We start from the raw sequence: 23012 nt of genomic DNA, 5'->3' as shown, positions 1-23012 counted from the left end.
GTAGCGATTCTAGGTATATCAATTCTGTATCCAGACTGGACCTTCGGTCTTATATCTTAAGGAAATGTTCCGATGTCACAAGGGTTCCTTTATGCCGAAGAGATTATTCACGAATTTTTTAGCAGCGGATCGATTAAGTCGTCGGGAATGCGGTTATGCTCGATATAAGCCTTAATTTCCTCTAGATGGTCGCTGTAATAGGTCAACGCACTGAAGACCTGACTTAACGTCAGATGGGGCATTCCTAGGGGGATTTCTTCGGGAGCGACCCCCAGACGCCAAGTTTCGACGATGGCGCGGACGGGTGTACGCGTTCCTTTGATAATTGGTTCCCCGTGTAAAATCTCGTCGTCTCGAACGATATAGAGATATTCGGTCGCTTGAACCATCGCGGTTTTCTGGAGTGGATATCGTTTAGTTTATCGTATCGATCGAACCCCTGACTATTCCCAATAAATATCGGTTCGGTTACTTCAGCCACCCGCTCTCACTTGCGGCGATTGTTTCGCTCTCTCCCGCCATTTTTTAGAATTTTCTGTAATTACCTCGCACATTGATCGGGCTTTTTCCGCCGCATCCCGTGCCATTTCCAGAATTTCCTCTAGTTCCCGTTCATTTAGTCCTGTTTCTTTTCTTTCCATCACCGTAAACCCTCCAAGCGATTTTTAACCTGCGTCACCCTTATTCTAGTCTCTAAAATACGTCCTAACTCGATCGAGATATCTTCCCCGGCCTCCTGTAAATTTGCTGGGGTCGGTTCTGATCGATCAACACTTTCCACACGCTCGCGGATTTGATTCCTTGCGCGATCAGCGTAAAATAAGCTAGTATTCACAAAAGCCATCAATTGAATTAATGTAAAATTATCGGGAAAACGATTTAACAGATCTGTACCGATTTTGATCGCTTCTCTCCCGTCACTTTCTAGGCGATCTAGTTCTCGATCAATCCTTTCTACGAGCGCAGTTAATTGGGACGGTAAAGGCATAAATTGAAAAATAACACAGGGGACGATTTTAACCTAGCAAAAACAGGCCGCACGAAGACCGATCGGATCGGTTTGATTGGGAAAATTCGATAACTCGAATAGAAGCGATCGATCACACATAGATAGCCTCTCGAACGCTCATTTTTGTCAATTAGTGCGGCAAATGAAGCAAAGTCTGGTTAAAAGCTGAGAAAATCCCCCTGTCCAGCCGTAAGAATCCCCATCAATCCTATTTACGGTTGGCTGAAAAAATCTAAAAACCTTGTTGGGTAAGACTTTTAGACTTTTTTTCCCTCAAAAAGTGCCGACCATTGGAGGGATCGGGGGTAAAATTCTGGGACTTTTGCCCTGAAAATTAGGTAACTGACTACCTCAAAATCGGTAAAACCCTACACCCCACACCCCACACCCTGCCCCCAGGAAAAACTTTTTGCCGCAGACCCTAATTGGTTAAGCTAAAAGCTTTGATGTGCTTAGTTTCTAACCTTCTTTTGAGGTAGGAGAATTGCCAGATTCTGTCTTTTGCACGAGTGCCTGTTGCCTCTTGCCTTCAGAAGCTGATAACTGAGAAAACGGTAGCAATTTCTACCAAAAGTCCCAATAAAATTCGTTATCGTCATAAGGTCATGACGGAATGTAATTAAAACCAGAAAGAATGCGGATCGAGCAGTTGCAAGCCTTTTTAGCCGTAGCCGATACGGGCAATTTCGGTCAAGCGGCGCGCCAGTGTGGAGTCACCCAATCGACTATCAGCCGCCAGATTCAATCCCTAGAAACCGATTTGGGCTTACCTCTTTTCCATCGTACCGCCCAAGCGAAATTAACCATTGCCGGGGAGAAATTGCTACCCCGGGCGAAACGAATTTGTCAAGAATGGACGAATGTTCACGAGGAAATCACTGACCTACAGGCGGGAAAACAGCCAGAATTGTGCGTGGCGGCGATTCATTCCGTCTGCGCCCATTATTTACCGCCGATTTTGCCGAAATTTTGTGCTGAATACCCAGAAGTTCAGTTAAGAGTTACAGCCCTAGGCAGTGATCGCGCCTTAAAAGTGCTGCGGGATGGTTTAGTAGATCTGGCCTTGGTAATGAATAATCGTTTTCTCACCTCTAGCCCGGAGATGGTGGTAGAAATATTATACGAAGAAGCGATCGAAATTCTCATGGCCGCTAATCATCCCCTTGCCCAATACAAAGAAGTGCCATGGTCGGAATTAATCCCCTATCCGCAAGTGGTTTTCAAAGATGGCTACGGAATGCAAAGATTAGTACAAGAATGGTTTTCCCGTCAGGATGCCCACCTAAAAACTGTCATGGAATTAAACACCCTTGATGCTTTTCGCGGTGTGGTGCGTCAGGGTAATATTATCGCTCTTCTGCCTCAATCTGCCCTGATGGAGGCCCGTAGCGATGCCACCCTCGCCATTCGTCCTCTTGCTTCCCCTAGTAGCGAAAATCCCCATCTTAATAATGGTAAATTTAGTCATCGTCTCACCCGTCAGGTAGTCCTTGTCACCACCAGCGATCGCCTACAGATACCACCGATCGCTCATTTTTGTCAATTAGTGCGGCAAATGAAGCAAAGTGTGGTTAAAAGCTGAGAAAATCCCCCTGTAAAGCCTTAAGAATCCCCATCAATCCTATTTACTCTTTATTTTCTTCCTTGAGATGAGCGATACTTTTCGAGAATTATTAAAAGCGATCGGTAGTGGCACCCATACGGGCAAAAATCTAACCCGTCCTGAAGCGGCGATGGCCACCAAGATGATGTTAACCCAAGAAGCAACTCCGGCCCAAATCGGTGCTTTTATGATTGCCCATCGCATTAAACGCCCCACCAGCGATGAGTTAGCGGGAATGCTTGATGCCTACGCCGAGCTTGGCCCGCAAATAACCCTAGAATCAGCCTCTTTTCAGCATCCGATCGCTATTTTTGGCAATCCCTACGATGGACGCTCTCGCACTGCCCCAGTTACCCCGATCACTACTTTAATCTTAGCGGCGGCGGGGATTCCCGTAGTCCTGCACGGGGGCGATCGAATGCCAACTAAATACGGCATTTCCCTGAGGGAAATCTGGCAGCAATTAGGAGCAGATTTTAGTCAATTATCCTTAGCAGCAGTGAAAGACTGTTTAATCACCACAGGATTGACTTTTTTCTATATTCCGCGCCATTTTCCCCTAGTACAGAATTTCATCACCTATCGGGAGCAAATCGGTAAACGTCCGCCCATGGCCACGGTAGAGTTAATGTGGTCGCCTTTTGTCGGTAATATTCATCAAATATCGGGTTTTGTTCACCCCCCCACCGAAGATCGTTTTTGCGAAACTTTTGCCCTGAGAAATATCTCTCATTTCACCACCGTGAAAGGATTAGAGGGGAGTTGTGATTTAGCCTGTAATCGGACGGCGATTATTGGTCTGGGAAATCCCACCGACCCCCCTTCCTTTCAGCGATTTTTCCTAAATCCTCGCGATTATGGCTTCTGTCCCTCAGATTATCCCCTCGAATCTTTAGAGATGCTCACCGCTAAATTAAAGGGTTTATTAGCCGGAGAAAATAACGAATTAACCGATGCGGCAATTTTTAACGGTGGTTTTTATCTTTGGCGCTGTGGAATTGCCCCAGATATCCCCACGGCTTTCCAGCAAGCACAACAATGTTTACAGTCGGGAAAAGCCCTGGCTAAACTAGAAGAGATCAGTAATTATCTGGAAAATCAGGAATAGATAGGAATAGGACTGTCAGGAAAATCACTCCATTATAAATACTTTTGAGAAAAAAATTTTCCCAACTGCATCATTTCCTCGCTTAAGTGGGAAAGCTATGACTACGGAAAACGATTTAAAAGTTTCTAATTCCTATCACAGTCGCCGTAGAGAAGCCATCATGTCTGCAATTAACCCCTCGACGCTCGAAACTGAATTTATCTCTCCCTCTTTTTCTGTCCTAAAATTGAAGGAAAACTCGATCGACCTGGATGAAGATTTTCTCGGCAGTGATTTGGAAGATGATTTAGTATCTAGTCCCGAAAAAAGCTACAGCAACGGCACAACTACCGATTTAGTACGTTTATACCTACAAGACATTGGCAGAGTGCCTCTGCTCAAACGGGACGAGGAAGTTGAACAAGCGCAACAGGTACAGCGTCATCTGTCTTTACTGAAATTATGCGCCGCCGCCGTTAAACAAGGTGATGCACAAGTACAGCAATTTGTCAAGTTAATTGAGGTGCGCGATCAGCTAACCGCTCGGTTAGCCCATCGTCCTTCCCTAGAACGTTGGGCAAAAACTGCCCAAATCAGCGTGTCTGAGTTAAAAAATGCTTTAAAAGCAGGAAAACAGCGTTGGGCGCACCTAGCGGGCTTAGAAGTGGGGGAATTAGAAGAAATTATTGCCCTTGGTACCCGTGCCAAAGAACAAATGATCAAGGCCAATTTACGTCTGGTGGTGTCGGTGGCCAAAAAATATCAGAATCGCGGTTTAGAATTATTGGATTTGATTCAAGAGGGAACCCTGGGTTTAGAACGGGCCGTCAAGAAATTTGATCCCACCAAAGGCTATCGTTTTAGTACCTATGCCTACTGGTGGATCCGTCAAGAAATGACGAGAGCGGTCGCAACTCAAAGCCGGATGATTCGCTTACCAGTTCATATTACCGAAAAACTCAACAAAATTAAGAAGGCACAACGGAAAATCTCCCAAATCCGCGGTCGCACTGCGACCGTAGAGGAAATTGCCCAAGAGTTAGCTGTGACTCCTGAAGCTGTGCGGGAAGTGTTGATGACAGTGCCGCGTTCGGTTTCCTTGGAAATTAAGGTAGGTAAGGAAAAAGATACGGAATTAATAGACCTTTTGGAAACCGAAGCAGTGTCTTCAGAAAATCATTTTGTCTATGAATCTTTGCAAAGAGATATCAGAGAATTATTGGCAGATTTAACCACTCGCGAACGAGAAGTGATTGAATTGCGCTATGGTTTTCTCGATGGTAAATCCCATTCTTTAGCCGATATCGGTCGCACTTTGGAATTATCCCGGGAAAGGGTACGACAAATTGAGTCGAAAGCTTTGCAAAAATTGCGTCAATCCGGGCGAGGTCATCAAATTCGCGATTATTTTGAAGCTTTGAGTTAGTTAGGGTATGCTGACAAAGATTGTCATGGGGGTAGGGTGTGGGGTGTAGGGTTTTACCGATTTTGAGGGGGTCAATTACCTAATTTTCAGGGAAAAAGTCCAGGGATTTTCCCCCCGACACTCCCACATACGGTACTTTTTGATTTCCCAAAAGCCCAAAGACATTACCCAACAACTCTAACCCCGTGCGACAAATCTAACTTTGGGCGATCCCTCAATCATGGTGGCTGCAAATTGAGCAGAAGTGAAATTATCGGGAGATTTTAACCCTTCTTTGAGCCTGTTGGTCATTTCCTCAATATTAATTACTCCTAGATCTTGATTGCGGAAGGGAACATCTATTTTCTCGTCGGTTTGACTACCGTCGAGGTTTCGTAGTCCTTTAGTAATCTTAGTTCCTTTTTTAATCGGATCTACACCACAATTAACGGATGATCCCTTAATTGAAAGGTCAAGGGTTTTAACTTCCCCGGCAAAAAAACAGAGTAAGATATTATCTGATAGCAGATCTCTTCGGAGTATGGTTAGTTTATTCTCTGGTGCGACAAAATCGATTCCAGTTACGGGATTGACGTAACCTTCTATTTCTAAACCGGGCCAACCGGATACTACTTCTGAATTTAATAAAAAGCCAGTAATAGTTTTATCAGACTGGGTTTTGCTTCGGGGTAAACTGCGAATAACATCTAATTGTAAGTCTTCTTTCGTAACTCGTCCGACACTAAAAGCCCCATCTTGTAAGCAGTCAACCCAATAAGAGTCTATCCAAAAGAAGCGCATAGATTCGGGGGGAAGTAACCGTGTATCGGGAACCAGATAGTTAAAAGGAACGTTTTTGAGTAATTCTAAATCTTGGAACCAATTGGCGATCGCTGTTGGTATATCCCCGTTAGTTTCAGTTGTGCCTTTGAAAGGTAGGTGCAGCACTTGTTGCTTTATCTGATGTAAATCTTGAGCTTTAGAGCGTTTCCAGTTAAAAATCTCAACAGCCAAGGATTGATTTTGTAGGGTCAGCATTCGTCCTAACTGCCAAGCCATAGCGTAGGAAACATCAAACATACCCGTATTAGGATCATAACGCATCAATTGATCAGCTATAGCAACAGTATCGGTTAGCTTATCTTGGCTTTGGCCTGTACTTAAAGGACTATGATACCAAGAAATTGTTTTATCTCCTTGTCGCAGAGCGTGGTGGAGAGGTACATAACCTAAATCTAGGTATTGCTTCGCTGGATGATTGTTTTGGGAGGGAAGTCTGAGGGTATCGGGTTCGCGATCAATTTCTTTGAGCAGGGCATCGAAATTGTGCTTACTATTAACACAGGTAAAACTCCAACTAGCAAGACTAACTAAACGGATGAAATCTTTAGGTCCTGCACCTTGATAGTCAAATTCTCCAGAATCCTTATCATAGCGTTCTTCAAGGGCGACTAAATGAACGGTACTTACTTCCCCTTTCTTGGGTAAACGGTTGCCTAAAATAGTGGCTAAAGGTTCGCTGAGAGGTTTATCGTTCTCGTTGGTTATTTGGTTAACAGACGCAAGGAGAGTCAGATCTTTTTCTGGAGGAAGAATCTTTTCTAAAATGTTTTTAGGGACATCAATTACCGTAACCACATCTTCATCATTTTGCCCCGGCTCGTCTATAAATGTGGGGAATTTAGTATTACCAGAAGTTGCTTTTAGCTCCTTTAATTTAATCATTTGTGGTTCAGGTTTTTCTGATTCCTGAAACAGAAGGAGAGCTAACCAAGGGAGATCAGGATCTGTTGATTTGATAGTACGCTCCCAAGGCAGAGTACCGCGTTTGAGGATGATATGGGGCAAGGCATTAGAATACTCGCCCAAGTTTCCCGCAGGGGGAAAAACGGCATAAATGACATCAGGAGTTAGGGGAGCAAAACGGTGGCCATCTACATAAAAGGTAAGCTCTTTACTGAATGTCTGCTCAGGTATTTTGTTGGAGCCTTCGGTTTTAACTTTTTGTTCAACCTCGACTGTGTAAGTACCACTATCTAGGGGAGGTTGGCGATGTTGGATGAATTGAACTTTAACTGTTGATGTGGACATGATTAATTGATTGTGGATTGTGGATTATGGCGATTTTGGATTTTGGATTGTGGATTGTGGATTGAGCATCCTGAAAATCTTCAAATCCTGAAAATCCTGATCAGATTTGGTATAAGAGGGGGGGGAGAGGGGAGGAGTTACGGGTTTCCTCATACTCTAATAACCCAAGTTGCTAGTTATAAGCTTCGCTAGTTCGATCCCCCTAAATCCCCCTTAAAAAGGGGGACTTTGAGTCTGGTTCCCCCCTTTTCAAGGGGGGCTAGGGGGGATCGAACCTAGAAATCATAGACAAAATTTGTAACTAGCAACTTACGTTAATACCCGGTTTAAATGCGTAACTGCTTACCTCCCCTAATTGAATTACGCTTTAACCTGGGGTGCAGTGACAAAAGAATTAGCCACCGAATCGGTTAATTTAACATCATCGGCTAGATTAAAGCCGAGAGATTCGAGCAGATTGTTGCGCTTATTCTGAGTATTGGCACTAACAATGTTGTTTTTGATGGCTGTAGTTCGAGCTTCATTGTCGGTAGAAACCCCAGAAAAAGCCGTCGTTTTTTGCCAAGCGTAAACCTCATTTATGGCGGTGGTATCGTGTTGCAATTTCTCGACATCAATAATATTGGTGCTACAGACATCTTCCTTGATTTGAGGAACAATCCGGAAACCGGAGAGGACGTCCTCGACAAATTGCTGATCGTTAGCTTCAGGGAGAAGAATTCGTTCTGAGTCTTGACCCTTGACTTTAACAACTTTAACCTTAGCATCGCCCCAAAGTGCGGTTGGCACATCTTGAGTTATGGAGATAAATCGGAACTGGTTCTGATCAACGAGTTGCGAGTTTCCTGCCTTTGTCTTCCGGGTAATTTTGATGTTGTAGCTGCTGTCGAGTTGATCCTTTTTAATGCCCATGGAACGAACGCCAAAATTGGTCTTCGCCTTTTTACCTTTAAAACGGAGAGGTTCGGTATCTTGGGTATTTTTTTGGTAAGATGCTTTCTTGCTGGGGATAGCAGAATTAACTACTAGCTCTAACTCTTTGGGATTGACGACAAAGGCGACTTCTTTGGTTGTTGCTGGTGAGAGTTGTTTGGTGACTCCTTGATTGACAACAACACTACAAACGTCTGCAGCTGTTGATGAACCTTGTGCTGTTGATTTCGCAGGGGGTAAGAAGGAACTTTGGAAACTTTCCCAATCGATAGGCTCTGGTAAGCGAGAAGATTGATCGCCAAATTCCACAGTGACTTTGACGAAGATAATTCTAAATGTGGCTGTACCGGCAAATTCTGGACCCCAAATATGGAGTTGCACCCCTAAACTAACCGGTCCAAGTATTCCATAGCCAGCTTGAATCCTCACTTGTACTAGGATTTCGTAGTAGTAGGGTTTCCAAGAGATGAGGAAATGAGCCTCAGCGACAAAGTTAGCCCACAGTTTACCAAGTTTGAAATTGGCTTCTAGTCGGCCACCGGCCATGATGGCATGAGCGCACAGAGCAAAGTATTTTTCTCCCTTGAGGGATAGGCAATTCCCTACTTTCCAGTGGAAGCCTAGACGAGGGACTGTAGGATAGTGGGCAGGTTTTTTGAATAAGGGGTGATAACCACCTAAAGTAATGACAAAATCACCGGCATGAGGACCAGAAACCCAGAGACAGACGGCAAAGCCACCAGTTAAGCGACAATCTGGGGATAAGAGATAGCAATCTGAGGCTAATTGACCTTCTATGGAGATTACTCCTTCACTCAGAGAAAATCTGGCTCGTAGGAGCATCGTCATATTGAGAATACAGCTTGTATTTTTCGAGTCTTTTGCCGGAGTGGGAATTTTCATCTTGGCAATTCCCAACAGGTTGATCTCGAAATCTTCCCCAATGGCGACGGTTAGCAGCGCAAAGCAGTCTAACATCTTGAAGCAGGTAAACTTGAGTCCGATGGCGACAAAGCCGGAGCCGATGGATATGGGCATATATTCATCCATCTGGCCCAGTTTTTTGGTAATCAGTTCACTATCATCGGAAAATTTACTGTCGCTGGGTTCTACCGCTTCGGCAACTAGGGGAAATTTTAGTAACTTGTCGATGGAAGGTACTTTCAGATCGCGGTTGTAGCCGAAACCCAGAGCAAATCCCGTGATAATGAAGGAGGGATCAACTACTATAGTGACGTGAAGAACGGCATATAGAAATAGGGAGGGTTTACCGTCGTAGTAGGCATAGGCACCGATGGCACTGACACCAAAACTTTTACCTGCTAGATTAAATTTGATGCTGGCTAAACCCAGATATTCTGTGTATTTTTCTTTTTCGGAACGCAGTAAGGCTCCGCTTATTTCAACAGTTGAATTTTTGTACTCTATGCCAAGTCCCGATATTGTCAAGGATGGCTTTAAGTCGTCTAAGGCAATCTTGACTCCTAAATCGTCGCAAGAGAGGGTCAAACCAGAGATTTTGATGGCAGCATCAATGAGGATGGCTATTTTTGCTGTCTCGTCTTCTTCTTCGTCATATCGGAAGCCAATTTGTTTAAGTGAAAACGGTCCGAAGGTTTTGTCTATATCAAACCAAACGGCTAACTTACTGTTGGTGACATCACCTTCTTCTTCTTTTCCACCAGGAGCTAATTCTTGTTTTTCTTCTTCTTCTTCTTGTGGACTCATCGACAAGCTCAAAATCTTAGCAGCATCGGGTAATCCCAATTTACCTGATAAGCTTAAACCTTTACGAACAGAGATTTTGGTTCCTTCTTCTTCACCCTCTTTTTTGGGAACCGGTAGTGGGGGGATGAGTTTTTCTTTTTCTTCCTCTTCTTCTTCGTCGTCTTTGTCAGGGATTTTGTCGTTTAAAACGCGAATTTCTTTGATGGTAAAGGCTTTAGAAGCAACGACAAGTCGCAGGGATGGAACTAATTCTTCTTTACCGACTTCATCGGAGATTAAATCACCCACTACGGGCAGAGATTTTAATTTGATCTTGGTGGCGATATCTAAATCTAGGACAAACAGCCATTCTCCTTTACTTGTTTTCTCTTCTTTCCGGTAAATCACCATCACATTTTTGAAATTGATGGATTTATCCTTGAGTCCCTTTGGTAACAAGTCAGCTATCCTTTCGTCTAGGGTTGCCATCAAATCATTGAGGGTGATACTGAAGGGTTCCTCTTTTTCTTCTTTGTAAGCTGTATAGGCGACAATGGTTTTACCTGTACTTGGTTTTTCGTCGGGTTTAACTTCAGAGATAAACTCGATGTCTTTCCCGATAGAAATTGTTATTTTTGGACCTTTTGCTGGTGAGTCATCTGAGGTTGTTGAGAGACCTTTTTCCAGTTCTTCTTTTAATTTAGGTTCGGTGTTTGTCGTCATAGGTTTGTTGGGGATGGTTGATGAGTTATGGTTCAAATTTGATTGAGTAGAACTTAGTTGTGCTACTGGTCAGCAAAAGACACAAGCAGAAAAACCAGAGTAAAGACTTACAGGATTTACCCTTTAATACTTATAATCTACTATAGGGATCTGACTCGGATGACGACTATGCTCTACTGTAAAGAAGGCAGATAAATCCGCTGGGGAACCAAAGTGAATAATCATAAAGGAAAAATTTGTTTCCTTTTGGCGTTGAGTGTTGGTATTTATTGTGCATATTACACAACAATCCTTCTCAATCTCTCGGACACAAGCAACGTGATCCGCTTGCTGTTCGAGTGTTGTGGCTAAAATCATAAGCTCCTGTTTATAGTTCACAGTAAACCCATAATAAATTCTAAAACTCGCGGTATCTATCTGAGTGACGCGCGCATCCTTTGCGAACCCTCTGTATTGCCACTGCCAGTTAAAAGTATTGTAAAAGACTTGACCACAAATCATTCGGTTTATAATTGTGCTATTTCCACCGAACTTTACAGAACCATTAACATCCAACTTAGCTTTGGGAGTGTTAGTACCGATGCCGACACTATCACTATCTAAAGTAATCTGATTATCAGCATGAATCAATAACTTTTTATCTTCATTTTCTGTGAGATAAACCTCATCATAATTGCCAAAATTCAATTTGGCCTCCTCTGAATTCGGGCCATTACCTATCAAACGTAATGTTCCTCCAAATTGGCCATATTGGGTGCTTCGTATGAGTAATCGATCAAATGACGTGAAGCCAGCACATGGCCCAATACTGACTGTACCATTTCTAGTTACTCGCACTCGCTCTATACCATTTGTGCAAATAGCTAATTCGTTCTCTCCTTGCTGCTTTAGTCCCGTGTCATTATCACCAATTGCTAGATCAATTTGAGGATTCGTAGTACGGATAGCGACCTTACCACTGATAACCGCATCCCCACCATCCACATGAAGTTTAGCTGCGGGATTCGTAATACCGATGCCGACCTTGCCACTGATAACCGCATCCCCACCATCCACATGAAGTTTAGCTGTGGGATTCGTAATACCGATGCCGACGCTACCACTGATAACTGCATTCCCACCATCCACATGAAGTTTAGCTTGGGGATTCTTAATACCGATGCCGACATTGCCACCTCTTCGTAAAGTTATTCCTTGGTTCCAATCCCAATCATTATTATCCTTGTCATGGGTGATTTGCAGAAAGTCGCCACCATCACCTGTGCGACTGTGAAATATAAATTTTTTATTTGTTTTATCCTTCCCTAAAACTATATCGCCGTTAACCTTCAGTTTACTCATCTCCCAGTCAAAAGTCTTAGTACCGATGCCGACCTTGCTCCCACTATACAAAAGTGGCGTTTTTTCGATAGGTATAACTAGCCGCCCATCGGGATAGCTACCAATGTTTTGATAGTCAATATATATACAGGCTAGTCCAGAAGCGCTGCTGGTCACTAAATTGCTAATTGTTAGCTCGATTCCCTGTCCTGCTGTTAATTGCTTCAGGGATGCGTTGGGTGTAAAACTCCACTGAGTGGAATTTGCCGTATGGTCTGATGCCCAAGAATTGTTATCTGTTACTTGGATTTGAACGCCGTTTAACTGGCTAGTTGTTGCCACCAGTGCGTCTGGATGATTTCCCTGCTCAAAGCTGACAATAAACTTTGAACTTTGGTCTAATGAGAGAATTGGTCGCGTGTTATTAGATAAAGGGGAATTGAGTACCTTTAATTTCAGAGTGTTTTGAGTAGTTCCATCATTGAGAATCGCATTAGAACCTAAGACCCGAAATTGTAAAGGAATTTGCGTCTTGCGGAGATGATTGATTACAGAAACCGCGTTTTTGGAACTTACTTGCTCCTTAAGTGGGGTTGCTGTTGCTGTCGCCGTTGGTTTGCTCGAAATTAGACCGATTCCACCATACAACAATTCAACATTGCTGCTTTTAACAGTGCGATTATTAGCTGTAAGTTTCGAGAAACTTATTTGAATCTTCTCGTTTGGTTGTAACGTCAGTTCAGTTGTGCGAAGAAAATACATCGAGAAAAAGTTTTCTTCTTCGTTATAATTGACGATCCAATCGTTAGTATTGTCTATTGTGATCTCACTAGGGTTAAGCCCTAAATCTTTTTGCCAACGAAGTTGAAAATGGCATCGTTCCGGACTAGCCGCATTAGCGCCTCCTTGTGCAACAGTAGCTAATTTTTCGGGAGGAGAGTTCAAGACAGGGCTCAAGACGATGATATTTTTGCTAACATTCAACACCTCTAAATGTAACTTTGAGGCCTCATTGCCATCTTCTAAATAGATGGTGTTAATAAGGTCAGCCTTGCCGCTCTGTCCGTAATAAAACTGAAATACCAAAGGCTGTTGGGTTGTCATATTGCTAGGATTAATGGCCTTTTCCTTTTGAAGAATTTCTGGGGGAACTGGGTTAATCATGATCATTACTCCTTGAGAAAAAAGAAATTGTTTTTTGTGGTTGGGTTTTACTCGCTGACAGTTGGGATTTCTTGAGTCCATGAATCGGTTGATTCAGGTTGCTGTAATTGGGCTTCTCCTTGTCTCTGGATTTTGCCAATCAGTTGATAGACTTGGCGGTAAGGCATAGTACCCAAAGCTTCTAAAACTTGGTTGACTTCCCCCAAAGTTAATTTGAGGGAAATTTGTTCGGCTTCATTCATTAGTTTCTGTTTTTCTGGTTAATTTTAGCCAGCCATCATAGATTTTTTGTGGACTGGAGTAAACCGACTGAGAATCAAAGGGAACTAGGGGACGATTTGACCAGATATCCCCATCTTTTCCTAACCAAGACCACTCATAATTGGGTACTTCAGGAAGGGAAAGCTTGATCTGATCAAGATCATTGATTGGGTTAAGATCACTCAGAAGTGGTGCCGCTAAAAAGGTAACTTCGATCGCTTGTAAAGCAGGTAAATACTGTTCCGGCGGAATAGAAATACTCTTAGCAGGAAGTATGCCACAAGTCGCGTTAACTTGTCCACGAGGGTCGATTAACATCACTAGAGTTTGGGCTGTATTTTCCTCTAAGGTTTGCTCCAGATTCAAGGGAGTGTCAGGGGTGGGATCTTTTTCATCATCAAACAGGGTTTTGATCTTTTCGTGGGGAACATAGCAACTTTGGGGAGCATAAAAAATGTCTCCTGCGTAAGAAGTGCCATTGGCGCTTTCTATCCAGTAGCCCACTAAACTATCGTTAAACTGCTGATATTCACCAATACGGATGGGGAATTTGACCTGTTCAAAAGCGTCCGTCGTTCGCAGCTTATTGCCGAAGATGTCTTCAGAGAAGGATATCCTGTTCTGGCTAACGGCGGGTATGCCTTGGATATCTAGATTGACGCGTGAGCGCACTAGAGCTAAAGGTCGCGACACTAGCAAGGAGATGGCTTTATTTTGAGCAAATCCTTCGGGGTCAATGGTTTCTAAGGCTGCATTGACAGTGGTGAGGAAATCGGACATAAATGCCGGTCCTTGATCTCTCAGATACTGGACCATTTGCTTGAGATAGGGGTTAGTCCCAGCAATAATGTCCTTAATTTGCCGCTCAGTGTAATCACGTCCCGGAACAGAGCGCAATCTAGCGGTGCGGTCAATCATCACTAGAGCATTGCCCTCATCATCATAAATAGTCAGGCTGTTATCTAAGTTGTTGGGCAAAACCCAGCCACAGATTGGTTTAGTGGCGAGGGTATCATTCATTTCCTGATCTTGTTGACGGCTGCGAGTCCCCTGTGGTCGAGTGGCCGATAGCCAGCGAAAATTCAAGCGGGCGGGTTGGGCTAAACGGGGTGGCAGGTAGATGGGATGGGATGATAATACGTTAGTAAGAGTTGGTGGCAGTGTTAGGGGTTGGCTAGGGACAATCTCACGGCGATTGTTAGCGTCAAGCACGACATTAACCTGTCCAAAGGTATCCACAAGTCGTAAATCAGTAATCTTTAATCCTCCTACACGAATGGGACTAAAATCGAATCCAGTTAAAGGCGATCGCAAAAGACTGTCCGGTACGAGACGAGAGCTAAGTTCTAAAGTGTTCTGCACGTTTTTCAGGAATTCTTTTGCTGGTCCAGTTGCTGCAAGTAGATTATCGTTGACATCTAACTGAATTGTCCGACTATAGGTGAGTAGTGCATCACTAAAGCCGCCGAGACTCTGGGCGAGACAGCCGTTAAGAGATTGCAGTTGTTGATAGGCCCGCAGCGCCGTAGAAAAAGGATCACTAGCTGTGGGGTTTTTCTTGTCATACCACCCCTTGACAGAGGTAAAATTCTTGACTAGGTAGTCCTCGGTTTGGTCGTCTGGGGATATATTTTTGTCTTGGTAATAGTCGGGCAACAAATACTTGGTCAAGTAATCTATAAGATTGTCCTTGAGCAACATACTAGCCGAGGAAGAGAGAAAACTAGCTCCCGTGTAAAGGTCGGGATAATCAGCCAAATTACTCGCGCTTGCAGCCGTCGGGGTAATTTCAAGGCCATCGACTGGCAATTGATAGTTCTTTTTGATGATGTCAGGAGGGTAGTTTGTGCTTTGATTGTATGTCTCGCTTTCTATTTTATGGTTTAGCCCTTTCAATTGCACTTGCCATTCCAACAAGAAAGGGTTCCAAGGCTGATTTTTCCATTGACGGAAGCCAATTTTTTCCGTGGGTTTGTTGCCAAACTCGTTGAGAAATTGGACAAAAATATTTAAGGTGTTGTCAGATAAGCTCTGCAAGTCAATGGACTGAGTTAATAATTTACATTGCAGCAAACCATCTGTCCTTAAACGCTCGTCGTCACGGTTGCGAGTCGGTTTAGCGACTTCCCCAGTCATTAAAACTACGGGATCATTTGGCTGCCAATAGCGAGGACCTGGAACTATTTTGATGGTGTAAGATGGTCGGAACAAACCAATTTTGTCTTGGTAATCCCGGTCAATTGCGGTCGGAGATAGGGGGTTTTTGTGGAAGCTAACGCTGGCGATGCGTCCCCGTAAACGATGGCTACCGGAAGAGTTAGACATTAAATAGACGGTGTGACTAAAGGGGTTATTAGCCTCTAAGTGGAGGAAAACCCACCGATTCTTAGGAATTGCTCTCCAGTTAATCGGTCCGTTTACCTGTTGTCCGTTAATGTAAATTTTTTGCCAAGTGCTGCTAATTCCATTAGTAGAATTAACATAAAGGCTGGTACTTCTCACCTCTAAAAGGGAACCCTGAACTCCCTCTGGTATGTTTACCCACATCGAGAGGGACTGGATATTTCCTAAATTAGAGATTTCATAATTCTGATTGCCATCGAAAGATAAACACTTCATGGCAATATCGTCATCCACTAAGGTAGAATCGCCAGTGACTTGGACTGATTTTTTGGGAGCAATTAAACGGGATTCTTTGTTAAACTGCTGAACTTCAGCAATTAGTGTGTTAATCGACCCAGCAAGTCTGCCTGTGTGGAAACGAGGTCTATACTGATAGAATATCCGCAAAATAGCCCTAAAAGTCTTGCCCAATAAGCATTTCACGACTCCATAAGCAAAAATTATCACACAAAGTCGAGAAGAGCCATTTGAATTACTGTCAAAAGGTCTGTTAATCGACCAGGCAAGTCCGCTCGCTTTTGAATCACTGTTAAAAGAGGAGCCAGAAAAATTCTTAGGAGCAGCAGCGCTGATAATTTGACCTTCTGTATTTTTCTGTAAGTTCAAGACCCCAGCAGCTTTGATGGCATTCTCTAAGGCTTTTACCCCATATTGATTTTCCTCTGGAGGTCCCTCAAGAAACGCCTTGATTAGATCCATGTCACTCGTTTCCTCAAAAATTTCGTATATTTCCAGTGTTTGTATTTTGCTTCTATCTAGCAAGCTTTTCTCCTTATCCCGATCAGGAAGAACATAAGTGGCCAGCATATACTTATACCAATCAGCATAGACTTGTTCTCGAATTGAGCCAACTTTTGCTAATTGTTGGTCGTATTCACGCTGTGCTTCATTAACTTCACTGATGCGATCGCCGATGGCGGCGGATAATGTCACCTGCATTATTCCCTCGCCTTGCACTGCATTTGCTGGGTTGGCACTTCCCGACTGGGAAATTTTCGGATCAGATTCCGGCACTACCTGCCATGATATCTCTTTACATTGGCCAGTAAAGCTGTCCTCGTGTAGTCCTTGTCGAAACTTGGGTCCAAAGTCGAGATTTTGCTGTACTAAACGCCCACCCATTTGTAAGGCTTCTAGCTGCTCCTCAATCGTTTTGCGATTTTCTGTATTTGTTGTGTCCAGTTGACGAGCTACATAAGCTGCTATGGCTTCTTCTTGGTTGTTTCCTACGGCGATCGTTCCTTGGAATTTAATCGCTTGTGGGTTAGTTACAGAAGCACCAGGCGCAAAACTTAGGGAAGCATGACAAAGAAGACGATCGGGGAAACTTTGGTTATTGCCTATTTCTACTGTCCAGCCAGCTTTACTTTGCAGAGTGTCTAAAAGGCTTAAAGTATCTCTGTCTGGGTACTGTTCTTTGATAAATTTGTCAAGATAATCTTTGGTGCCGTCGCTATACCAGCCAATGACATCATATCGTAGGTCTTTGGGCGGGGTTGTATTGATGGTGAAGTCCCCATCATGAAAACCGAACACACTACGACAGTTAGGATAAAAACCAGCAAAGGCAACTTTTTCGTTGTCTAAGTTGTCAACTGTGGCGAAGGGTCCAATAGCGGACAATTCCTGAATATATTGGGAATTTGTTGGCCTTGAGCGCCATGCTCCCAATTCTAATTTACGCCCCAGAAAACGATAGGGTTGATACTCATTGGTAGCTGGATAATAGAGGATATTAATTGTATCTTCTGGTGTAGCACCTTCAGGATACAGATAATCACTTTCTACAACCCATTTTTTTTCTGCTATATTGCTCCCACGTCGTATAATTAGCCAGCGATTAGGTACAAGGGGAAATGTGATGCCTTGTTCTCCATCTCTTGCTATACCGTTAGTCAGCGCATCTGGTAAAGACCAGTGTAGGTGAATGCCTGCTTTTAGACCTAATTCAGGTTTTGTCAAGGGAACCGTTAATACAGTTTCGCTAATATAAGCCCTACCGGGATTTACTAATTGGCTATTTTTATAGTAGGGGAGCTTACTATAATCAGTCATTTCCCCCAGTACCTTCGTCTGGCTCGGGAGGTAGAGGGCATCAAGGTAAACCGGAACTAGGAGTGTGGTCATAACTGTAGTATGTAGGGATGAATGAAGCAGAAGCCTAAATCGTGAGGTTTAGCAATCTTCGCTGTTATACTGCGACAGAATGTCAAGGGGCAAAACCCACTTGGAGAAGTCCTTAAGATTCGTTTTTTTCTTTATTTTTTGAATGGTAAGAACTCTTGATTTCTTTGTCAACACTTGTGGCATTTTTTTTGTAAATTTTTATCATTTTTTTTGTTATTTTTTGTTATTTTTTGTTACAATATTGGACTCTTCGTTACTTGGTATGGTTCGATGGGGGGCATAAATAGACTAAATCCTTATCTGGCAAAACATTTAATTGATTAGTTCGCTCTAGATCGAAAACAATTGGCAAAAATCGCAGCAACGCCTGTCTCTATAAGGGTTTCATTCCTTACAATCCCGTCCATTGCATAAGACAAACCGAAGAACCAAACATTTCAAGTTTGTCGATGCTTTAAATTCTGCTGCTAGATAAGCATCTGCTGAATGAGCAAACAAGCGCTCATGAAAAAGGGAGAATAATAAGTAGTCATGCAAAATAAATTTCCTAGTGAAGACAGGCAAGAGGCAATAGGCAAGAGGCAAAAGCTTTATCGAAATGTGTAATTAATTTTGCTTAGGTACTTAAGTAGTCATGCAAAATTAATTACCTGCCCGATCGAGCTAAAACCCTTACGGGGCAATGATCGTCATGTGTAAATAATTTTGCCTAGGTACTTAATGATAATATCCACTAGAAACCCGATCATCGGCCATTTGGTAGCGGCATAAATCCAACCGATGCCCAAAATGCCGATGTCTGGTTAATATGTCCAATTTTGTTTCGTCTGTAGGGTGTAGGTTCCGTCGCGCACATTGACCCGATGGGGGATCAGCTTCAGGTCTCGGAAGATATGAGCTTGGTGTTGTAGGGCTGCCAGAGAGCGATCATCGATCGGGATAATGGCACGTTCAGAGGCCCGTTGTTCGAGATTAGTCACGATCGCCGGATCGATCTCGTGGTGGGCTGCCAAGCGTCTCGTCGCCTCTAACTCCTGCTGTTTCGCCCAGGCACCCGCCTCGTTCACCTCTTCTAAAATCACCTTCAGTACATCGGGATAATCCCGCACCAATTCGGGAACCGCATAATAATAGGTCGGCACTTCTAGAGAGGCGTTTTCCCCGAAGATGCTCTCCAAATCGGCCAACGATCTTCCCGGATAGGTGCGCGTCTCCGTGGGCGAGTAGGGAACCCACACCACCCAAGCGTCGATCTCACCGCGACGGAAAAGCACCAGTGCTTCCGGTTGAGTCGCATACACCGGTTCGATATCGCTTAATTCTAGATTCACTCTCATCAGGGCGCGGATGAGGACATAATGGGCGCTCGAACCTCGATCGAAGGCGATTCTTTTGCCTTTTAAATCCGCCAAGGTCTGTATTGGCGAATCCTCAGGCACGAGAATCGCCTGACCTTTCGGGGCGGTATATTTTTCTTTAGCTACCCGGACGAAGACGTGTTCGGCCGCTTGCGAGAAAATACTCGCCGTACCGCCACCACCACAGAAGTCGATCATTCCGTTGCTCAAGGCCTCGATCAGCGAGGAAGCGGAAAGAAAACTCGTCCACGTTACCGTCACCCCCAAGGGTTTTAAGCGTCTTTCCAGAAAGGCCTGGGCGCGGAGAACTTCCAGATTGGTCATGCCCTCGGGATAGCCGATCTTGAGGGTTCCTAGCCGCCGGGCTTGTTTGGCCAGGGGAGTGATATCGGAGGGGGTCGAGCGCTTGAACCAGCGATCGATCAGGATACAGAAGAGAATTCCAGCGATAAATAATCCCACGGTTTCCAATAGCCGGGGAGTCGTATTCCGGGGGAATTTAAAGCTATCGACGAGGTTGAGAATCAGGTTATCGGATCGAGAATTTTGACCGACGGCGATCTCGCGTAGCGAGCGCTTTGCGTTCGTGTCGGAAAATCCAGCCAGGAGAAAGCTCCCGACCAGACTGGTCAAAAAAAGCAGCGCGGGAAGAACTCCCCGGCAATTTCGCCACGGTTTCCAGAGACACTTGATCGAACGGTGGAGCATGGGATTTCTCGCAGAAAACAAGATTTATCGTCGGGCAAGGAGACAAGAAGGAAGGGTTTCCCAACTCGATCGGGAGAGGTTCCATTAGTTTTAAGTGGGTGGGTGGAATTAAATATAAGATAAACGTAGGTTGGGTTGAAGCATGAAACCCAACGCCAGCACGGGTTACGCTACCGCTAACCCATCCTACAAATAATTGTGCCTCCCTACTTATCTACATACTATAGAAATCCACGACTCCTCGATTGTGTAACAAAGTACATTTATAAATGTATTGAAAATGATATAGTTTTAAAACAAAATTGCGCCCGCCTTTGAGAGATCGAGGTAATATGGATGGATTGGTTGATCGAAATCGTCAAAATCGCGGTGGCCACCGGCATAGCCACCACCTTCGACGACAATATTTATCTAACCGGCTTTTTTAGCGAGGTAAATCGTACCTTTCGCCCGGTTCACGTTGTCGTAGGCGAGCTAGTCGGGTTTACGGCCTTAGTATCGGTTAGCTTGCTGGGTTTTCTCCTCGGCCTAATCATCCCGCCGATTTATATCGGTCTTCTCGGAATCCTGCCGATCCTCATCGGTGTGAGAAATTTAGTGACTTTAAATCGCGATAACGAGAGGGAAAGCGCAGATCGCAAGGTGAATTTGCGAAGAAATGCCCAATTTCATGGGTTCGCCTCCCGCAGACTATCCCTCGGTCAAGTCCTCAGAGATCGCCAAACCTATAAAGTTTCCGCGGTCACGATATCCAATGGCGGCAATAATCTCGGTATCTATATTCCCCTATTCGCCAATAGTACCGTGGCGCAGTTAGCCGTAATCATCCCGATCTGCTATCTAATCGTCTGTACTTGGTTATTTCTCTCCTATCATCTAACCCGCCAACCGGGGATCGCAGTTGTCCTCAGCCGTTATGCCAGTAAGCTTTTCCCTTTTGTGCTGATGTGGTTGGGCCTACGGATTATTCTCGATAACGGTTCCTATCGCCTGTTGATTCCCATCGGGTAAATTAGGCCCCCGTAAAAATCGCCAATCTCCGGCTCCCACGGGAGTCAAAATTCAGGAAGAGAGAATAAAAATTAGTTGGTTTAGAGCAACCTTATCGAGAAAATCCCGATGAATGTATCACTGTTGCCAATTCGATCGCTGTTTCGTCCCTTTCGTTCCTTATCGGGGAGGAGCTTCCTTTCCTTCCTGTTAGTGGGACTGTTGGCAAGTCTCGCCCTCGCCTCCTGCGGGGGAATCGGCTCAAAACCGGAGGTGAAACTGAATCTCGTTTCCTTCTCGGTCACGAAAGCCGCCCACGACCAGATTATCCCGAAATTCGTCGAGAAATGGCGGAAAGAGCATAACCAAAAAGTCATTTTCCAGCGCAGTTACGGCGGTTCCCTGGCCCAGGCCGATGACGTGAACGCAAAGCGCTCGCTACGCGAGATCGCAGGGAAACAAGAGGCGGACGTGGTACATCTAGCCCTACCTCTAGACGTGACGCGCATCGCCGACGCGGGGTTAATCCATCGCGGTTGGGAAGATCGGGTTCCGAGAAGGGGAGTGGTGAGTCAATCGGTTGCGGCGATTGTGACGCGGGCGGGAAATCCGAAAAATATCCAATCCTGGGCGGATCTGGCTAGAGAGGACGTTACAGTTCTATCCGCCGATCCGAAAACTTCCGGGATCGCTATTTGGCAGTTATTAGCCCTCTGGGGTTCGGTGACGCAAACGGGGGGCGAACCAGCACAGGCATTGGATTTTGTCCGCCAAGTCTATGAAAAGATTCCCACCCTAGCGAGGGACGCACGGGAAGCCAGCAATGCCTTTTTCCAAGAGGGAAAGGGGGATGTTTTAGTCACCTACGAAAACGAGGTAATTCTAGCGGCAAGAAATCAACCCGACATCAGTTACTTCGTCCCTTCGGTCAATATCTCGATCGATAATCCCGTGGCGGTGGTGGATAGAAATGTCGATAAACACGGCACGCAAGAGGTGGCCGAGGCCTTTGTGAATTTCCTCTATTCCGAGCCGGCACAACAGGAATTCGCCAAATTGGGCTATCGCTCGGTCAATCCCTTCGTGGCCAAGGATGAAGGATTACAATTCCCGCCGATCAAGACCCTTTTCAACGCCCAAGATCTCGGGGGTTGGACGTTGATCGAAAAGGAATTTCTGGCCAATAACGGCATCTTCGAGCAGATTAAAAACCAGTCGGCTTCCTAACATTTTTCCCGCTTTAATCTATGAAATTCTCTCATTATTTTTTCCTAATCTCCCTTCTGATGGCCAGTAATTTGATCGCCGGTTGCGGTCGCCCGGCCGACTCGGCCGAGAAAGAAGCACCAGTCTCGATCGACGGTGGTGCGGTGGGTTTCGCCCTCTCCCTCGCCGTTGCCGAAGAATATCAGAGAATCCATCCCGAAGCGCGGGTAAGCGTCGCCACCAGTGGAACCGGGGGCGGTTTTAGTAAGTTCTGCGCCGGAAATCTCGACATTGCCGGGGCATCGCGGGTGATCCGGAAAGAAGAGATCGAGAAATGTCGGGAAAACGGTGTGGAATTTCTGGAATTACCGATGGCGATCGACGGATTGGCGGTGATCGTCAATAAAAAAAATCAATTCGCCAAGTGTTTAACGATTAAAGAACTCGATAAAATGTGGAACACGAAAGCGGAGGGCAGGATTACCAGTTGGAAACAGATTAATCCCAAATTTCCCGACGAGAGATTATTACTTTTCGCCCCGCCTTCCGATACGGGAACCTTCGATTATTTCACCCAAGCGATTACGGGAAAACGGAGAAATAGCCGTACGGATTTCACCCCGAACCGCAATCAAAACGCGCTCGTGCAGGGGGTGATCGGCAATCCATCCGCGCTTGCCTATTTAGGCATCTCTTTCTATATGCAGAACCAAGATCGATTGAACTTGGTGGCGATCGAAAACAATGAAGGAAAATGCGTCAAACCGGTTCCCATCGATAACGTTCTCCGCAATATCTATAATAGACCTCTTGCATAATTTTTTTATGGTATAATATAAGGTTTTGCTTTTTTCTCAATTCTTAGATTGAAGTGGAAAAAAGAATAAAATGTGATCTTAGGTCAGGAAATCATCTAT

At 44.7% G+C, this 23012-nt stretch carries 15 protein-coding genes and 1 pseudogene; 6 read left to right on the top strand and 10 right to left on the bottom strand.

Translation table 11 applies throughout. The annotated features are described in order from the left end of the window. Positions 1-107: 107 nt before the first annotated feature. The 3 genes from EWV66_RS16390 to EWV66_RS16380 all read right to left on the bottom strand — a co-directional run bounded on the left by EWV66_RS16390 (position 108) and on the right by EWV66_RS16380 (position 988). On the bottom strand, positions 108-389 hold the full coding sequence (locus EWV66_RS16390) for a DUF433 domain-containing protein (RefSeq protein ID WP_002785898.1): 282 nt from the start codon (positions 387-389) through the stop codon (positions 108-110). A gap of 84 nt (positions 390-473) precedes the next feature. Continuing rightward, complete coding sequence (locus EWV66_RS16385) at positions 474-641, bottom strand: hypothetical protein (RefSeq protein ID WP_002785897.1); 168 nt, start codon at positions 639-641, stop codon at positions 474-476. After that, positions 641-988 carry a hypothetical protein gene (locus EWV66_RS16380; RefSeq protein WP_002763560.1) on the bottom strand — a complete coding sequence of 116 codons (348 nt, stop codon included), beginning with the start codon at positions 986-988 and terminating at the stop codon, positions 641-643. The genes EWV66_RS16385 and EWV66_RS16380 overlap by 1 nt, the downstream gene beginning before the upstream one ends. Before the next feature lie 655 nt (positions 989-1643). On the opposite strand from EWV66_RS16380, the gene EWV66_RS16375 reads away from it, so the two are divergent. The 3 genes from EWV66_RS16375 to sigC all read left to right on the top strand — a co-directional run bounded on the left by EWV66_RS16375 (position 1644) and on the right by sigC (position 5125). Further along, positions 1644-2591 carry a LysR family transcriptional regulator gene (locus EWV66_RS16375; RefSeq protein ID WP_052275292.1) on the top strand — a complete coding sequence of 316 codons (948 nt, stop codon included), beginning with the start codon at positions 1644-1646 and terminating at the stop codon, positions 2589-2591. Between the two features lie 67 nt (positions 2592-2658). Continuing rightward, positions 2659-3720, top strand: coding sequence for an anthranilate phosphoribosyltransferase family protein (locus tag EWV66_RS16370; RefSeq protein WP_052275291.1), 1062 nt, complete (start codon positions 2659-2661; stop codon positions 3718-3720). A 160-nt stretch (positions 3721-3880) separates the two neighbouring features. Continuing rightward, positions 3881-5125: an RNA polymerase sigma factor SigC gene (gene sigC, locus EWV66_RS16365; protein WP_287108245.1), complete on the top strand. Its 1245-nt coding sequence runs from the start codon at positions 3881-3883 to the stop codon at positions 5123-5125. A 177-nt stretch (positions 5126-5302) separates the two neighbouring features. On the opposite strand, the gene EWV66_RS16360 is transcribed toward sigC, so the two are convergent. From EWV66_RS16360 to EWV66_RS16330, 7 genes and pseudogenes are all read right to left on the bottom strand, one after another. Continuing rightward, complete coding sequence (locus tag EWV66_RS16360) at positions 5303-7195, bottom strand: hypothetical protein (RefSeq protein ID WP_287108235.1); 1893 nt, start codon at positions 7193-7195, stop codon at positions 5303-5305. Between the two features lie 360 nt (positions 7196-7555). Beyond that, a complete protein-coding gene (locus EWV66_RS16355; RefSeq protein ID WP_287108236.1) occupies positions 7556-10558 on the bottom strand; it encodes a DUF6603 domain-containing protein in 3003 nt (1000 codons plus the stop codon). Between the two features lie 123 nt (positions 10559-10681). Then, positions 10682-13042 (bottom strand): tail fiber domain-containing protein, encoded by a 2361-nt coding sequence (locus tag EWV66_RS16350; RefSeq protein ID WP_287108238.1) that lies wholly within the window; start codon positions 13040-13042, stop codon positions 10682-10684. 47 nt (positions 13043-13089) lie between these two features. Further along, entirely contained in the window at positions 13090-13284 is a 195-nt protein-coding gene (locus EWV66_RS16345; RefSeq protein WP_052275287.1) for a hypothetical protein, read from the bottom strand. Next, positions 13277-17833, bottom strand: coding sequence for a hypothetical protein (locus EWV66_RS16340; protein ID WP_287116011.1), 4557 nt, complete (start codon positions 17831-17833; stop codon positions 13277-13279). The genes EWV66_RS16345 and EWV66_RS16340 overlap by 8 nt, the downstream gene beginning before the upstream one ends. Before the next feature lie 722 nt (positions 17834-18555). After that, a pseudogene (locus EWV66_RS16335) lies at positions 18556-18624 on the bottom strand (thiol-disulfide oxidoreductase); the annotation flags it as partial. Between the two features lie 12 nt (positions 18625-18636). Further along, a complete protein-coding gene (locus EWV66_RS16330; RefSeq protein ID WP_287108244.1) occupies positions 18637-19899 on the bottom strand; it encodes a sulfonate ABC transporter substrate-binding protein in 1263 nt (420 codons plus the stop codon). Between the two features lie 336 nt (positions 19900-20235). Between EWV66_RS16330 and EWV66_RS16325 the strand changes: the two genes are divergently transcribed. The 3 genes from EWV66_RS16325 (at position 20236) to EWV66_RS16315 (ending at position 22913) form a co-directional block, all read left to right on the top strand. Then, positions 20236-20910: a cadmium resistance transporter gene (locus EWV66_RS16325; protein WP_052275283.1), complete on the top strand. Its 675-nt coding sequence runs from the start codon at positions 20236-20238 to the stop codon at positions 20908-20910. A gap of 108 nt (positions 20911-21018) precedes the next feature. Then, the gene (locus EWV66_RS16320) at positions 21019-22116 is read left to right on the top strand and encodes a sulfate ABC transporter substrate-binding protein (protein WP_052275282.1); all 1098 of its coding nucleotides are present in this window, start codon (positions 21019-21021) and stop codon (positions 22114-22116) included. A 20-nt stretch (positions 22117-22136) separates the two neighbouring features. Then, entirely contained in the window at positions 22137-22913 is a 777-nt protein-coding gene (locus EWV66_RS16315) for a substrate-binding domain-containing protein (protein WP_284525954.1), read from the top strand. Positions 22914-23012: the final 99 nt, after the last annotated feature.

It is taken from the genome of Microcystis sp. M_OC_Ca_00000000_C217Col, assembly GCF_007095585.1.
GTDB classification, from domain to species: domain Bacteria; phylum Cyanobacteriota; class Cyanobacteriia; order Cyanobacteriales; family Microcystaceae; genus Microcystis; species Microcystis panniformis.
This window is presented reverse-complemented; position numbering and strand designations above follow the sequence as displayed.

What these genes read in the sequence shown, in the direction of transcription:
- EWV66_RS16320 (WP_052275282.1), top strand. Translation starts at nt 21,019, where the DNA reads ATGAATGTATCACTGTTGCCAATTCGATCGCTGTTTCGTCCCTTTCGT.
- EWV66_RS16380 (WP_002763560.1), bottom strand. Translation starts at nt 988, where the DNA reads ATGCCTTTACCGTCCCAATTAACTGCGCTCGTAGAAAGGATTGATCGA.
- EWV66_RS16370 (WP_052275291.1), top strand. Translation starts at nt 2,659, where the DNA reads ATGAGCGATACTTTTCGAGAATTATTAAAAGCGATCGGTAGTGGCACC.
- EWV66_RS16315 (WP_284525954.1), top strand. Translation starts at nt 22,137, where the DNA reads ATGAAATTCTCTCATTATTTTTTCCTAATCTCCCTTCTGATGGCCAGT.
- EWV66_RS16350 (WP_287108238.1), bottom strand. Translation starts at nt 13,042, where the DNA reads ATGATTAACCCAGTTCCCCCAGAAATTCTTCAAAAGGAAAAGGCCATT.
- EWV66_RS16375 (WP_052275292.1), top strand. Translation starts at nt 1,644, where the DNA reads ATGCGGATCGAGCAGTTGCAAGCCTTTTTAGCCGTAGCCGATACGGGC.
- EWV66_RS16345 (WP_052275287.1), bottom strand. Translation starts at nt 13,284, where the DNA reads ATGAATGAAGCCGAACAAATTTCCCTCAAATTAACTTTGGGGGAAGTC.
- EWV66_RS16325 (WP_052275283.1), top strand. Translation starts at nt 20,236, where the DNA reads ATGGATTGGTTGATCGAAATCGTCAAAATCGCGGTGGCCACCGGCATA.
- EWV66_RS16360 (WP_287108235.1), bottom strand. Translation starts at nt 7,195, where the DNA reads ATGTCCACATCAACAGTTAAAGTTCAATTCATCCAACATCGCCAACCT.
- EWV66_RS16330 (WP_287108244.1), bottom strand. Translation starts at nt 19,899, where the DNA reads ATGCTCCACCGTTCGATCAAGTGTCTCTGGAAACCGTGGCGAAATTGC.
- EWV66_RS16340 (WP_287116011.1), bottom strand. Translation starts at nt 17,833, where the DNA reads ATGACCACACTCCTAGTTCCGGTTTACCTTGATGCCCTCTACCTCCCG.
- EWV66_RS16385 (WP_002785897.1), bottom strand. Translation starts at nt 641, where the DNA reads ATGGAAAGAAAAGAAACAGGACTAAATGAACGGGAACTAGAGGAAATT.
- EWV66_RS16355 (WP_287108236.1), bottom strand. Translation starts at nt 10,558, where the DNA reads ATGACGACAAACACCGAACCTAAATTAAAAGAAGAACTGGAAAAAGGT.
- sigC (WP_287108245.1), top strand. Translation starts at nt 3,881, where the DNA reads ATGTCTGCAATTAACCCCTCGACGCTCGAAACTGAATTTATCTCTCCC.
- EWV66_RS16390 (WP_002785898.1), bottom strand. Translation starts at nt 389, where the DNA reads ATGGTTCAAGCGACCGAATATCTCTATATCGTTCGAGACGACGAGATT.